The sequence below is a fragment of the Pantoea sp. DY-5 genome, assembly GCF_019795955.1.
In the GTDB taxonomy this organism is placed as follows: domain Bacteria; phylum Pseudomonadota; class Gammaproteobacteria; order Enterobacterales; family Enterobacteriaceae; genus Pantoea; species Pantoea leporis.
Genome location: NZ_JAIMIE010000001.1, coordinates 1010594 through 1024434 on the forward strand (window position 1 = coordinate 1010594; position 13841 = coordinate 1024434).

The 13841-nt window shown below is 61.0% G+C and carries 16 protein-coding genes; all 16 read right to left on the bottom strand.

Annotation, left to right across the window (positions count from 1 at the left end; all coding sequences use genetic code 11):
- Window positions 1–386: 386 nt before the first annotated feature.
- The 16 genes from K5Y30_RS04765 to K5Y30_RS04840 are packed head-to-tail and all read right to left on the bottom strand — an operon-like array spanning window position 387 to window position 13797.
- The gene (locus K5Y30_RS04765; RefSeq protein ID WP_210080538.1) at window positions 387–1622 is read right to left on the bottom strand and encodes a beta-ketoacyl-ACP synthase; all 1236 of its coding nucleotides are present in this window, start codon (window positions 1620–1622) and stop codon (window positions 387–389) included.
- Window positions 1619–2350, bottom strand: coding sequence for a 3-ketoacyl-ACP reductase FabG2 (locus tag K5Y30_RS04770; RefSeq protein WP_222181786.1), 732 nt, complete (start codon window positions 2348–2350; stop codon window positions 1619–1621). The genes K5Y30_RS04765 and K5Y30_RS04770 overlap by 4 nt, the downstream gene beginning before the upstream one ends.
- The gene (locus tag K5Y30_RS04775) at window positions 2347–2820 is read right to left on the bottom strand and encodes a hotdog family protein (protein ID WP_222181785.1); all 474 of its coding nucleotides are present in this window, start codon (window positions 2818–2820) and stop codon (window positions 2347–2349) included. Before K5Y30_RS04775 ends, K5Y30_RS04770 begins: the two co-directional genes overlap by 4 nt.
- Window positions 2813–3970 carry a beta-ketoacyl-[acyl-carrier-protein] synthase family protein gene (locus tag K5Y30_RS04780; RefSeq protein WP_222181784.1) on the bottom strand — a complete coding sequence of 386 codons (1158 nt, stop codon included), beginning with the start codon at window positions 3968–3970 and terminating at the stop codon, window positions 2813–2815. The genes K5Y30_RS04775 and K5Y30_RS04780 overlap by 8 nt, the downstream gene beginning before the upstream one ends.
- Entirely contained in the window at window positions 3967–4539 is a 573-nt protein-coding gene (locus tag K5Y30_RS04785) for a DUF3261 domain-containing protein (RefSeq protein WP_222181783.1), read from the bottom strand. The genes K5Y30_RS04780 and K5Y30_RS04785 overlap by 4 nt, the downstream gene beginning before the upstream one ends.
- Window positions 4536–6857, bottom strand: coding sequence for an MMPL family transporter (locus K5Y30_RS04790; RefSeq protein ID WP_222181782.1), 2322 nt, complete (start codon window positions 6855–6857; stop codon window positions 4536–4538). The genes K5Y30_RS04785 and K5Y30_RS04790 overlap by 4 nt, the downstream gene beginning before the upstream one ends.
- The gene (locus K5Y30_RS04795) at window positions 6823–7431 is read right to left on the bottom strand and encodes an outer membrane lipoprotein carrier protein LolA (protein WP_370445552.1); all 609 of its coding nucleotides are present in this window, start codon (window positions 7429–7431) and stop codon (window positions 6823–6825) included. The genes K5Y30_RS04790 and K5Y30_RS04795 overlap by 35 nt, the downstream gene beginning before the upstream one ends.
- Window positions 7431–7847, bottom strand: a complete 417-nt coding sequence (locus K5Y30_RS04800; RefSeq protein WP_222181781.1) for a thioesterase family protein — start codon at window positions 7845–7847, stop codon at window positions 7431–7433. Before K5Y30_RS04800 ends, K5Y30_RS04795 begins: the two co-directional genes overlap by 1 nt.
- The gene (locus K5Y30_RS04805) at window positions 7840–9534 is read right to left on the bottom strand and encodes a glycosyltransferase family 2 protein (protein WP_222181780.1); all 1695 of its coding nucleotides are present in this window, start codon (window positions 9532–9534) and stop codon (window positions 7840–7842) included. Before K5Y30_RS04805 ends, K5Y30_RS04800 begins: the two co-directional genes overlap by 8 nt.
- Complete coding sequence (locus K5Y30_RS04810; RefSeq protein WP_110865895.1) at window positions 9528–9875, bottom strand: beta-hydroxyacyl-ACP dehydratase; 348 nt, start codon at window positions 9873–9875, stop codon at window positions 9528–9530. Before K5Y30_RS04810 ends, K5Y30_RS04805 begins: the two co-directional genes overlap by 7 nt.
- Entirely contained in the window at window positions 9862–11190 is a 1329-nt protein-coding gene (locus tag K5Y30_RS04815; protein ID WP_222210596.1) for an AMP-binding protein, read from the bottom strand. The genes K5Y30_RS04810 and K5Y30_RS04815 overlap by 14 nt, the downstream gene beginning before the upstream one ends.
- Entirely contained in the window at window positions 11187–11741 is a 555-nt protein-coding gene (locus K5Y30_RS04820) for a hypothetical protein (protein WP_222210597.1), read from the bottom strand. Before K5Y30_RS04820 ends, K5Y30_RS04815 begins: the two co-directional genes overlap by 4 nt.
- A 4-nt stretch (window positions 11742–11745) precedes the next feature.
- Window positions 11746–12000, bottom strand: coding sequence for an acyl carrier protein (locus tag K5Y30_RS04825; RefSeq protein WP_222181778.1), 255 nt, complete (start codon window positions 11998–12000; stop codon window positions 11746–11748).
- Window positions 12001–12011: 11 nt separating this feature from the next.
- Window positions 12012–12269 carry a phosphopantetheine-binding protein gene (locus K5Y30_RS04830; RefSeq protein ID WP_007887282.1) on the bottom strand — a complete coding sequence of 86 codons (258 nt, stop codon included), beginning with the start codon at window positions 12267–12269 and terminating at the stop codon, window positions 12012–12014.
- 3 nt (window positions 12270–12272) lie between these two features.
- Window positions 12273–13070 (bottom strand): 1-acyl-sn-glycerol-3-phosphate acyltransferase, encoded by a 798-nt coding sequence (locus K5Y30_RS04835; protein ID WP_222210598.1) that lies wholly within the window; start codon window positions 13068–13070, stop codon window positions 12273–12275.
- A complete protein-coding gene (locus K5Y30_RS04840; protein WP_222210599.1) occupies window positions 13060–13797 on the bottom strand; it encodes a beta-ketoacyl synthase chain length factor in 738 nt (245 codons plus the stop codon). The genes K5Y30_RS04835 and K5Y30_RS04840 overlap by 11 nt, the downstream gene beginning before the upstream one ends.
- Window positions 13798–13841 lie beyond the last annotated feature (44 nt).

Below are 13841 nucleotides of genomic sequence, written 5' to 3' on the forward strand. Positions count from 1 at the left end.
TTATCACTGAAGAAAGGGTTTTGCTTTGACTAGGTAGCGGGCTCTGACACATCTGCTGCGTCACGGGCCGTCCTCGCGCCGCTAGCGCGGTGCCTCTGGCAACTGTGCCCTTTTCAACAACATGTACCGAAGCTTACGAGCAGGCCGGGTGCGCTTTTGGTCAGGCAATCCGCAGCGCTGAACGAAGCGAGGAAGCCAGGAGAGCCCGCAGGACGCGGGCGAAAGGCGGAGCCGGGACAAGGAAGTCCCGTCTCCGCCGGTCCGTCAGGCAAACGAGCTAAGTGAAGGTACCGCGTAAGCGGCGCGAGGACCGCCGGACCAAAAGCGCATCCGGCATGCGTTCGTCGCGGACTTAACTAACAAGCGCCATTCATGGCGACCTGCTATCAGCCTTCGCGCCAGCGTTTAAACACCAGCGAAGTGTTAATCCCGCCAAAGGCAAAGTTATTGGATTGGATGTAATCTGTCTCAATCTGGCGCGCTTCACCGATGATGTAATCAAGTTCACCGCATTCAGCGGCCGGTTGCGACAAATTCAACGTCGGCGCAAACCAGCCTTCACGCATCATCTCAATGCTCATCCAGGCTTCCAGCGCCCCGCACGCGCCCAGCGTATGGCCAAAGTAGCTTTTCAGCGAAGAGATTGGCGTGCTGTTGCCATAGATCGCTGCGGTGGCCTGACTCTCGGCGATATCGCCGCGATCGGTGGCGGTGCCGTGGGCATTGATATAGCCAATCTGCTCCGCCGTGACGCCGGCGGTTTTCAGCGCGCGCTCGATACAAATCTGCATGGTTTCACGCTGCGGCTGGGTGATATGCGCGGCATCGCAGTTGGTATGGAAACCCACCAGCTCGGCATAAATGGTGGCTCCGCGCGCCTGCGCATGTTCCAGCGATTCGAGGATCAAGGTGCCTGCACCTTCGCCAATCACTAAACCGTCGCGCTGCTGGTCGAACGGCGCGGGCGACGTGTGCGGCGCGTCGTTGCGCTGGCTGGTGGCGAACAGCGTGTCAAACACCGCCGCTTCAGACGGGCACAACTCTTCCGCGCCACCCGCCACCATCACGGTTTGATAACCGTGACGAATCGCTTCCCACGCATAACCGATCGCCTGGCTGCCCGACGTACAGGCGCTGGACGTCGGGATCACCCGGCCGCGCAGGCCAAAGAACAGGCCCGCATTGACGGCGGTGGTGTGCGGCATCATCTGCACGTAAGTGGTGCCGGTGATGTTGTTGGTGTGCTTTTCCGTCAGCATGGTGGCGAATTCACTCACCGGTCCGGTGCTGCCGGTTGAGGAGCCATAAGCAATGCCGGTTTCACCGCTGGTTAGCACCGGATGATCGATCAAACCGGCCTGCTCTAACGCGAGTTCGGTGGCGCGCGTCGCCATCAGCGAGACGCGCCCCATCGAACGAATGCGTTTGCGCGTGTAATGCGCTGGCGGCGTAAAGTTGTCCACTGGCGCGCCGAGCAGCGTGTGCAAGCCGTCGTACACCTGCCATTCCGGCATATGGCGCACCGCATTTTTGCCCTGTTTGATCCGCTCAGCCACCGCGCTCCAGCGCTCACCAAAAGCGGTCACGCCGCCCATGCCGGTTACCACTACGCGCTGAATCACAGCATACCTCCATTGATTGAAATCACCTGACGCGTGACGTAGCCCGCGATGTCCGACATTAAGTAGCTGGCCAGTCCGGCGACTTCATCCGCCGCGCCCATGCGCTTCATTGGGATCAGCTTCATTGCCTCGTCAATCACCAGCGGCTCAAGATCGGTCATGCCGGTATCAATCAAGCCAGGTGCGATGCAGTTCACGGTAATTTTGCGTTTCGCCAGCTCAATCGCCAGCGCTTTGGTGGCACCGATAATGCCGGCTTTGGCCGCGCTGTAGTTGACCTGGCCACGATTGCCCATGATCCCCGAGACCGAGGAGAGCGTAATAATGCGTCCGCCCTTGCGCAGGCCAATCATCGGCATCACGCACGGATGAATCACGTTGTAGAAGCTGTCGAGATTGGTGTGGATCACGCTGTCCCACTCATCATCGGTCAGCGCCGGAAACGCCGCATCGCGCGTGATGCCCGCATTGCTCACCACGCCGTAATAGGCGCCATGCGCGGCGATATCCTGTTCCAGTGCGCTGCGTGTGGCATCGCGCTGCGCCACGTCATACTGCAAGGTGCGCCCACATCCGCCCGCCGCCTCAATCTCAGCCAGCGTCTGCGCGGCACCGGCGCTGTCGCGGTGATAATGCACCACTATCTCAAAGCCATCCTGCGCCAGACGCAGTGCGATGGCGCGGCCAATACCTTTACTTGCGCCGGTCACTAAAACGCTGCGTGTCATGGCTGAACTCCCTGTTGCAATTGAATTAACTCGTGTTCATTGGGCTGATAGGTATTCAGCCGCCCGCTGGCGATGATCGCCTCGCCGCAGCGGATCTCCCCTTCGAAGCTGCCCAATCGGTCGTCACGCATCAGCAGGCGCATCTCAACGCGCAGCGTGCTGTTGGCGGCGAAAGCGGCGCGGCTGGCACGATAACCGCGTCCGCCAAGCAGCATGCCGGGACGAATCTCACTGTCGCCGCGCTGACGCGCATGAAAGCCCGACCAGACGCCAACGGTCTGCGCCATGATTTCCACACCGTACCACGCCGGTAAATCGCCCTGTGCGGTGAGAAAAGGGGCCAGCACGCCTGTCGCGTTGATACTGACTTCGCAGATCACGCTGTCGTCGCTAACCTGGATGACGCGATCCAGCAGCAGCATCGGTGCACGATGCGGCAGATAAGCATCTACCGGCAGAAAATCACTCATGAGGCTTTCCTACAATCAGGCAGGTATTGTTCCCGCCAAAAGCAAACGAATTTGAGGCAATCACCGGGCGCGCCAAAGGCTGCGGCGTGGTGATCAAACCGCACGCCGGCAGCGAAGTATCGTGTGCCGCCAGCGAGAAATCCTGCGGCGGCAGCGGCAGCTGCTGCTGCAGAATCAGTGCGGCTAAAGCCGCTTCGGTCGCGCCCGCCGCGCCCAGCGTGTGGCCGGTCAGGTGTTTGGTTGAGCTGCACGGCACGCGTTCGCCAAACAGGCGATGAATCACCGCAGATTCCACCTGATCGTTCAGCGGCGTGGCGGTACCGTGCAGGTTGATGTAACCGACATCCTGCGGCTGTAAACCCGCCTGTTGCAGCGCCATCAGCATAGCGCGCTCAGCGCCGACGCCTTCAGGATGCGGTGCCGACATGTGCCACGCGTCCGACGATTCACCGCAGCCGAGCAGCGCCAGCGGCTGCTTTTCGCGCGTCAGCAGCAGCAGCGCGGCAGCTTCACCAATCGAAATGCCGTCGCGATCGGCGCTAAACGGCGCGCAGTGACGTTCAGAAAGCGAATCCAGGCTGGCGAAGCCGTTAATCGGCATGCGACTCAGCGAATCCGCGCCGCCCACCAGCGCCACGTCCGCTAAACCAGCATCAATCAAACGTTGGCCGCTAATTATGGCGCGCGCACTGGATGAGCAGGCAGTCGAAATGGTGTAAGCCGGACCGTCCAGCGCTAAAAAATGCGCCAGGAAGCGTGATGGATCGCCAAGCTCCTGCATGCGGTAATCGTAGCCCGACAAGGCGTCATCCACCTGACGATCGCCTTCATCAACGCCGGAGGTGCTGGTGCCAAGCACAATCGCCACGCGATCGCGCCCATATTGCGCGATCGCCGCATCCACTACCGGGCGTATCTGCGCCAGCGCGGCCAGCAGCAGCTGATTGTTGCGGGTGTTATGCGCCGCCAGCGCGGCAGGAATCAGCGGCAACGCGCCCTGCACTTCACCCAGCCAGCAGCGTTTGCCGTCTTGCAGCCAGCCGTCGCGCGGTTGCATGCCGGGCGCGTGGCCCGCTTGCAACTGCGCGGCAATTTGCGCCAGGTTGTTGCCCAGCGCATTCACCATGCCAAAGGCGGAGATGTAAATCATGATGAGGCATCCAGATGTTGGATTTGAATCTGATAGCCAAAAGCGCGTTGATCGATGCTGATCGGCTCACGCAACTCGCCACGCTGCAGATAACGAATCAGTGTCACTACTTTGCCAGACGCATCGCGCAGCTCGCGGCGATCGTCGATGTCGGTCAGCGTCCAGCCGCGCGGCAGCTGCGGCTGCCATGCGCTGATTGGCCAGTGGCTCAGCATCACATCCGCCAACACCTGGCTGGCGGGCGGCATTTCCGGCAGCGCCATCATCTGCTGCGTGTGAATGCCGTTCTTATCATAGGTGACGCGGAACAGGCGAATGCCAAGCGATGACAAACCGGCGAGGCTCAGCTGCTGTGAATCCGCGCTCAGCAGCACCAGCAGCGACTGGGTTTTGCCTTTGGCGTGGCCGGTCAGCAACTGCTGCTGCTGAAACGCCGGCGAGATGCCCGGCGCCGGCAGCATGACGCGCACGCCCGGCTTCAACCAGGCGGTTGGCCGATTGAGGTCCCTCTGATGCTGCGCGCAGCCGCTTACCAGCAGGCTCAACAGCAGCAAAATGCCCATTTTCATCGTCGCTTCCTTTTTCCCGGGGCCAGCGCCAGCGGCGCCAGCAAGAATGCACAAAAAATCCCGCTGCACAGCACGGTGCCAAAACCGCTGATGGCGGCGGTGCTGCTGAACACCAGCATGCCGAGCGTTAACAGCGTGGTCATCATCGCCAGCGTCACCGCCAGCATGGAGGTTAACGGCGTGCCGCGCGGATTGCTGAAGAACAGCGTGTAGTTGATGCCGATGCCCAGCACCAGAATCAGCGCCAGTAAGGCAAACAGATTGAGGCTCGCGCCGATCCAGCCCAGCGTCGCCAGCGCCGCCGCCAGCGACAGCCACGACGGCAGCGCGCTGCGCATCCCGGCTTTCACGCCCAACCGTAGCATGTAGCTGCCGGTAATCAGCAATAATGCCAGCGCCAGCAATCCGCTCAGCAGCGTGCGCCAGAAGCGGAACAGTTCATCATAGCTGGCCTTGCGATCAACCCAACTGACACCCGCCTGCTGGGATGCCAGCTGCTGCAACGCGGCGCTGTTCTTAACGCCGCCGATCGGCACCAGCACGCTGCTGCGTCCGTCCGGCAGCGACAGCCACAGCAGCCGCCAGCCTTCACTCAGCGGGCTCGCCAGCCAGTCGGCGGCGGTCACCGGCATGGCGCTGAGATTAGCATCCGCTACAGTAATGCCCGCCTGCTTCAATCGATCCAGAATGGTTGGTGCAGCCTGCTGTAGGAGCGCTACATCCTGCTGCTGCTGCGCCAGCGAACTGAGCGGCAGCACGCGATAACTTTTGAACCAGCCTTGCTGCTGCGCCTGCTGCAGCTTCGGTGTTAGCGCGCTCAGCCGTTGCAGTGCTTGCTGTTCATCATCGCCCCACACCACAAACCAGGTTTGATCGGCCTGCTGACCGGTGAGCTGCGCCAGCTGACGATCCTGCGCTAACAGTTGCGCCGGCGCACTTTGCAGATGGGCAATATCATCATCGACCTTGAGTTGCAGCATGCCGCTTAGCGCATAGATCGCCACCAGCGCCGGTAAGCCGCGCTTCAGCCCGTTATTGCGTCGCCACGCGGCCAGCCAGCGCGCCAGCCATACCATCGCCGGAATCGGCCGCACCGGTAAACCGCGTACCAGCCACGGATAAAAACAGATCACCGTCAGGCAGGATGCGCTTAATCCGCTGGCGGCAAATACCGCCAGCTGGCGCAAGCCGGGGAACGGTGCCAGCAGCATCAACAGCCAGGCAATCGCCGTGGTGCCGAGCGCCAGCAGCAGCGTGCCGCGCACCTTATGCAAACTTTGCCACGGCGTGGCTTGCTCGCCGTGCACCATGCGTTCCGTCAGATAGTAGAGCGTATAATCGGCCGAAATACCGACAATGCTGAGGCTCATCACTAAGGTGGTGAGATGCAGCTCACCAAAACAGAGCAACGTCAGCACCGTGCCCGCCATCGCACCTATCGCCACCGACAATGCACAGAGCGCCAGCGGCCGTAATGAACGGAACACCAGCCACACCAGCAGCAGCAATCCCGCTAACGTTGCGCTGCCGAGGGTTTCGACATCATGCTGCGCGCGCTGACTGGCATCGTCGCTAAACAGCACCGTGCCACGCGTCAGCAGTTGCGCATCCGGCCAGCGGGTTTTCAGCTGTTGCTCCAGCTGATTAAGCGCGGTCACCAGCTGATGGCTCTCTTTGATACTGAAAGCATTGCTCGCCAGCTCGCCGTGCAGGAAATACCAGCGGCGCTGCTGCGCATCCTTGACCGTCAGCCAGCCGTTATGCAGCAGCATTTTATTGGCGTTCTGCTGCATCGCCAGCTGTGCGCCGCGCACCAGAAGCAGCGGATCGTGGCCGATCTCTTTGCTGCCGACGCCCGCGAAAGCCGAGAACAGCTGCGCCAGAATCCAGTCGGCCTGCGCGTCACCGCCGTTCTGCAAGCGCGCGCGCGTGGCCGGATCGATCAAGCCGTTGCGATGTTGAAACGCATAGGCGCCCCAGCGCTGCATCTGATCGTCATCCAGCGCGCCGCTTACCTGTGTCAGCATCGGCAAGGCTTGCAGCTGCGCTTGCCACCAGGCCGCAACCGCATCGCCGTGGTGATCGTTGGCACTTACCAGCCACACCAGCTGACGATCGAGGCGCTGCATAAAGCCGTGCTGGATCTCCGCTGGTGCCTGGCCGAGGTTTTGCTGCGGCAATAACGCCAGCACGCTGCTGTTCAGCTGGCTGCGCGGCAGCAAAACCGCCAGCGCCAGCGCTAACGTCAGGCACACCGCCAGCCACAGCAGCGCAACGGTTTTTTCACTGCGCTGGGGCAAAACGGGCTCGCTCTTCATCGGTTAACTGTTTCGGTTCGGTGCGGGTAGCGCTAAGGGTGATCTCGGTTTTATCGCCCTGCTTATCATCCAGCGTGATGCGATTAAGAAACGCCTCGCCTTGCAGATCGATACGGTTAAAGATCTTATTCAGCGGCGCGGCTTTCGGCGTCAAACCAAGTTGCCAGCGGTTGTTGCCCAGATCGTGGAAATCGAGCGCAAAATTCTCACGCAGCACCTTTTCATCTGCCTGGAACAGCGCGCGCAACAGATGGTTGAACTGGAACATCTGCGGATTGCTGTCGGCGGTGATCACCTGCGGCGGCTGGCCGCTCATGCTCTGCACCATGCGCTTGTCATCAAGGATCAACATCAGCGGGAACGGCGTGGCTTGCTGCCACCACAAACCCTGCTGCTGGGCGATCAATAGCTGACCGCGTGACACCAGCGGCTGCGCCATGCCAGCAATGGTGCGCACCTGAACAAAATTGGCGCGGATCACCGGTTGGCTGGCGAAGCGCTGTTGCAACTGCTCGAGCGTAACCGCGCTGGCGTTGGCGCAGATCACCAGCAGCAGCAGACAAAGGGTTCTGATCACGGTTTCACTCCCAGGCGTTCAAACAGAATATCGGGCGAGACAAAACACATCTCTTGGGTCGCTGCATTGACCGCCACCTGCAGCGTGTGTGCTTTGGTGGTCACCTGACCCGCCGCGTTGCGGATCACATAATCAATGCGTAAACGGTTTTCGTATTCGCTGATACTGGCGATGACGCGCACCACCTCTTCGCAGCGCAGCGGCTGGCGGTATTTCACATGGGTATCGACCACCGGCCAGACGTAGCCGCTGGCGGCCATTTCGCCGTAGCTGTAATTGACGCTGCGCAGCAAGGCTTCGCGCGCCACTTCAAAAAAGCGGAAATAGTTGCCGTGCCATACCACGCCCATCGGGTCGCAGTCGTGAAACGACACGGTTATGTCCACCTCAGCGCGGTAGTTGCTTTCACTCATCGCGGCTTTTCTCCTCGGGCAACGTCCAGAAATCGTAAAAGTTAAACCAATCCAGCGGCGCCATCAGCGCGTGCTGTTGTAACCGTTCGGCGTAGCGATCGACGGTGGCCTGTAACGCCTGCTGGCGCTGGGCGCGCGGCAGCGAGAGCGGATCGGCAAAGGCTTCGCAGTGCACCCGCAATCGCCCCTGTTCGCGCAGGGCAAACATCAGCAGCACCGGACAGCGCAACGCCGCCGCCAGCACAAAAGGTCCCTGGGGAAACGGTGCAGGATGGCCCATAAATTCACTCCACACCACGCGACGCTCGCCGCCGCGCTGGCGATGCACGGCGGTACGATCGCCAACAATCGCCACCCATTCACCGGCATCGAGTTTTTGCTGCAGCAGAATGGCGGTGTCCGGACCGATATCGGTGACCGGCAGCAGATTGACGCCCGCCTGCGGTGCAATGCTCTCCAGCACCTCGCGGAAGCGTTGCGCATTGTCAGTAAACACCAGCGCATTAATCACCAATCCGCTGACCTGTTTGGCCATCGCGCGGCAGGCTTCGATATCACCGAGATGCGAGGCCAGAATCAGATGGCCTTTGCCCTCGGCGGCGCGAATGGTGGCTTCCGCACCCGGCGCGAAATCAATGTCGCGTCCCCATTGCAGATCGCCGCGCCAGCTAGCGACTTTATCCAGCATGCTGTAGCCGAAACGCAAAAAGTGACGATAGCTGCTGAGCGGCGCAGGCAGCGCGATGTTCTGCCGCTGCGCCATCGCCCGCACTCGCGTCAGCCACTGCTGCGAGGCGGCGCGCGCGGTGCGTCCGGTTAGCCAGTAAACCGCCACCACCGGCCACAGCAGCAAGATAAAAGGCAAGCGTCCGGCGCGGCGATAGAGCCACAGCATAAAGCGCAAACCGCTCTGCCCGCGTCGTTCCGGCTTTGCAGACCAGTGTTGCGCATCACTACGCTGACGCAGCAACTGCGGGATGCGTGGCAACATGCCGAAGAACAGCCGCGTGTGCATCCATGAGATGCGCAGGTTGTCCCGCAGCGCATCAAAGTGCGATACGCCGCTGGCCGGATAGGTCACGCGCGTGGTGATAAAACGGCTCGGCGTGCCCTGCCAATAGAGGCGCACCATGATTTCGGTGTCGAAATCCATGCGCTGACCAATTGGATGGCGATCGCACAACGCCAGCGATGGCGCGAGCGGATAGACGCGGAAGCCGCACATGCTGTCTTTCAGCGAGAACGACAGCGTTTCCACCCACACCCAGAAATGGGTGATGTAGCGGCCATAGAGGCGCGATTTGGGAATCGAGGCGTCGTAAAGCGGCTGACCGGAGATCAGACAGTGCGGATAACGCTGCGCTTCGGCCAGCATACGCGGCGTGTCTTCCACCTGATGCTGGCCATCGGCATCGAGTTGCAGCGCGTGGCTGTAACCCGCCGCCGCCGCCGCGCGCATCCCGGCAATCACCGCCGCGCCTTTGCCCTGATTGTGGGGTAGCGTCAGTACCCGCAACTGCGGTGCCTCCAGCGCCGCAATCTGCTGTTTGGTGGTGGCATCGCTGCCGTCATCCACCAGAATCACCGGCAAGTTGAACGGTGCCAGCCGCGCCAGCACCGACGCCAGCATCGCGCCGTGGTTATAGCAGGGAATCAGCACACAAGGCGTGAAGTGAGAACTCAACACAGGCGGATCTTCCCGCTGCTGGCCACCGTCGCCACGTCGCCGTTGATCAGGCTGTAGCTGAAACTGAGCAGCGATTTTTCTGCCTGCCACTGCAGCTGTAAGGCCAGCTCGGCATCCGGCGGCACCGGCTGCTGGAACTTGATATTGTCAATCGCAGCGAAAGATTTACCGATGGCTAAACGCGTCAGGCCGTAATGCAGCGCCCAGTCGAGCTGCGCCACGCCGGGCAGGATTGGCAGCGTCGGGAAATGGCCGCGAAACCAAAACAGATCGGCAACAACGTGCAGGCGCAATGTCAGTGCATCGCCCTGCTGTTCGGCATGCAGTTCAACCGGCAGCATCAAATAACTCCTCAATTTGTGGCCAGGCGCGTTTACTTTGTGCGGTGACAGGAATCGATGTCACCACGCGCCAATAGCGCGGAATCGCCACCGGCTCCAGCCAGGGTTGCAGCGCGCGTTTCCACTCAATTTTTAGCTGATGCAGCGTCGCCGCATCCAGCATCTCAGGCAGCGCCAGTACCACGCCAATCGCATGACGACCGTGACGCTGAATCGCCAGCGCGGCGGCATCATCCACGCCGGGCAACGCCAGCAGGCGGCGTTCAATTTCACTCAGCGAGACGCGCTTGTCTTCAATCTTCACCACGCGATCCTGACGCCCTGCCAGCTGAAACTGGCCGGACGGCTGCTGCACAATACGATCGTCGAGCGCGCAACCGGCATCGGTTTCCAGCAAAGCGGAAAACACCCGCCAGCGTCCGGCGTCCTGCTCACGCAGGGTAATCTGCGGGAAACAGTGCCACAGCGCGTTCTCCTCGCGTGCGCAGCGCCAGCCAATCACGCCGGTTTCGGTGCTGCCATAGATTTCATCAACCGTGCAGCTCAGCGTCTGTTGCGCATGCTGCGCCGCCGTCCACGGCAACGCGCCACCGGCGGACACGATCAGCTCGCAGCGCGGCCCGGCCAACGCAGGATCGAGACGCCGCAGAAACGCCGGACTGCTGATAAACGCGTAGCGACGATCGGGTGATTGATCGGCCAGCTGTTCACTGTAGAAAATTTGCTGCGCGGCAAAGGGTAAACCCAACGCCATCGGTAGCACGATGCGAAAACTCAGGCCATACAGATGTTGATGGCTGACGGAGGCAATCACATGGCAATCACGTAAGCGTGGGCCCCACAAGCTGGAGAGCCAGCGGGCTTCAAGATCCAGCGCGCGCAGCGATTTCACTACGCGACGCGGCGTGCCGGTCGAACCAGAGGTGAACAACACCAGCGTGGCGTCGGCGGCGATTGGCGGTAACGCGCCGCTCGCCAGTGCGTCGTCCCAGCGCAGCTGCGGCAGCGCGAATGCCAGCGGCATATCGCTGATCACGCCATCCAGGCTGTCGGCCATCTCTTCCAGCTGGGCCGCGCGACAGTGTCCGGGGATCACCGGCGTTTTACCGGCGTGCCACAGCGCCAGCAGCGCGGCGGTAAACGCATAGCTGTTATCAAAGCACAGCGCCCAATATTGGCCGGGCTGGTTTTGCAGCCGATCGGCCAGCGCCCGTACCTGCTGACGCAAGGTGTGCAGCGTATGTTGCTGTTGGCCGTGCCAGGCCACCATGCGATCCGGCGCGCTGAGCCAGTCGCGGAGGCTATGTAGGTTCATGCCTGTTTCCTTATGCGCTGACGCAGCAGCCATTCGCCGCCCATCAGCGTGCCCATCAGCAGATAGCTGATGCACCCATTCCAGAGTGTCCAAAGCGTGACATCATTGAGCAGGCAGGTGAGCAACGCCACGCTGCCGTTGAAGATGAAAAAGCCGCACCACACTTGCGTCACGCGGCGAGTATAACGCACCGCGCGCGGTGGCAGATCCGGTTCGCGCAGCCGTGCCAGCCGCTCTACCAGCGGCATGGGGCTCCACAGCGACGCGCCAAACAGCAGCAGCATCGATGCATTGACCACCAGCGGATACCACAGCAGCAGATGTTGCGATCGCAGCAGCAGGCTGGCGAGGCATAACGCGCTGCCCACCAGCGCCAGCAGTAGCATCACGCGCGCCATCGGCCCGGCGGCGCGGCGCAGCGTCCAGACGCGCAGCACAAACATCAGCGCCAGCAGGCCCGTCACGCCGCGCCACTGTGGCTGGGTGAGGGTTAACCACACCAGAAACGGCCACGCCAGCAGCGCCGCTCCGTTTAGCAGCCGCAGCAGCATGCGATCAGGCTTCGTCGCGCATCAGTTGATCGACGGCATCCACCACATCCTGCACGGTACGCACCGCGCGGAAGGTTTCCGGTTTGATCTTACGGCCAGTACGCTTTTGCAGATGCACCACCATATCGACCGCATCGATGCTATCCAGCTCGAGGTCTTCATACAGGCGGGCGTCCGGACGAATATCATCCGGCTCAATTTCAAACAGCGAGGTGAGCAGCGAAGCCACTTCCTGGTAAATTTCGTTTTTGTTGATCATGTTGACTGTTCTCAGGCTTGCTGTTGTTCAACAAACGCGGCCAGTGTAGCCACGGAAAAAAAGTGCGCGCGCAGCGTTTCGCTCTCGGCGGAGAGCTGTACGCCGAAGCGATTTTTCACCGCCAGTCCCAGCTCCAGCGCATCGATTGAATCGAGGCCCAGCCCCTCGCCAAACAGCGGTGCGTCGGTTTCGATGTCGTCAGGGCTGATATCTTCCAGATTCAGCGTGTCGATAATCATCTGTTTGATGTCGTTAATCAGTACTTGCATAACTTAGTTGGTCTCGTCAGGCACCAGCGCCTGTTGCAGATGACGCGTCAGACGACGTGCGGCCAGCGGCTGCGCATCCTCTTCGGCTTCACAAAAGGCGTGGCTGGCAATACGCGATTGTACGCGTACAGTAAAAATCGGTTTAACCAGCGGAATCTGATACCAGCGGCTTTGCTTATCGAGCATGCGCTCGGTGCAGCTGATGTGCACCACACGCAAATCGCAGCCCGCGCGCACCGCAATGTTGGCGGCACCGCGCTGCAGCTTCAGCGGCTCGCCATAACGTGTGCGCGTGCCTTCCGGGAAAATCAGAATGGTATCGCCGCGCGCCAGTCGCTGCTGGCTGTCTGGCAGCAGCGTATCGGCTTCGCTGTTAATCAGGTAATCGGCGGCGCGAATCACGCCACGGAAGAAAATGTTGTGCTGCAGCTCGGCTTTCACCAGGCAATCCATCTCCGGCAGCACCGAAGCGATCATCACGTAATCGATCAGTGACGGATGGTTGGCGACGATCAGGCAGCCGCGATCCTGACGCAGCTGTTCTGCGCCGATGATTTGGTAATCGTAAACCCCGACAAAGCGGCAGAAACGCAGGAAGCAGCGGAAGCTCCAGGCGATGCTGCTGCGGGCGATATGGCGACGGCGCAGGCCATCACGCTGCACCAGTAACAGCAGATTGAACCAAATCAGCGACAGTAGCAGGCCGCCCACGCTGAACAGCGTAAAGCTGACGGCGGTCATCACCAGCCGCCAGTAATAGTTGAAACCGGGACGCGCCTCGGTCAGCGAATTATCCACCATGCAGACGCTCCCAGTGCCACTGATGGCGCTCGCCGGCCACGCTAAAACGTGGCGTGTTGTGCAGCATCGCCGCCAGAAATTGCAGACTTTGCGGCAGAGGGTTGTGCAGCTCAGCGGGTTTGCCGGCCTGCGCTTCGCAACGCCATGCCTCGCCTGCGCGTAGCAGCAGCGCTAGCGCGTACGGCGCATTAAAGCGATCGATTTCCGGTAGCCACGGACGGTAGTAATCCGGCACCACGCCGTCAAAATCCACCAGCAGCACCTGCGCATAACCCGCCTGATGCAGCGCCGCCACTTCTATCAATCCTTGCTGGAAGCTATCAATACCGGCCGAAACCGAGGATGAAACCAGCGGCTGACGCGCGGCGATGGTCAAACTGCCCACCGCTGAGTTGTGAACCGACATGGCGAAATCGGTGGGCGACAGCGCTTGCTGTTCCGCCAGCGCGGTGAGAATGCGCAGATTACGCTCCAGTTCGCCGTGGCGACTGGTGAAGACGATGGCGTCCACGCTTTGCCGCGCCAATAACGCCAGCCCGCATTCAACCGCAGCACGGCTGCCGGCGCTGAGACGACGCGCGGTCATCATCGGCAAAAATTGGGGTTTCGCGATAGGTTGCGTGGCCTCTAACACCGGTGCCTGTTGCGCCCAGCGTTGCCACTCTTCTGCGGTGCTGTTGCCCGGCGCGATGGCGTGCCAGTCAACAAGGGAGTAAGCGAGTTTCATACCTGTATTCTTTCTTCAGCCTCAGGGATGGTCCGGTTTTCGCT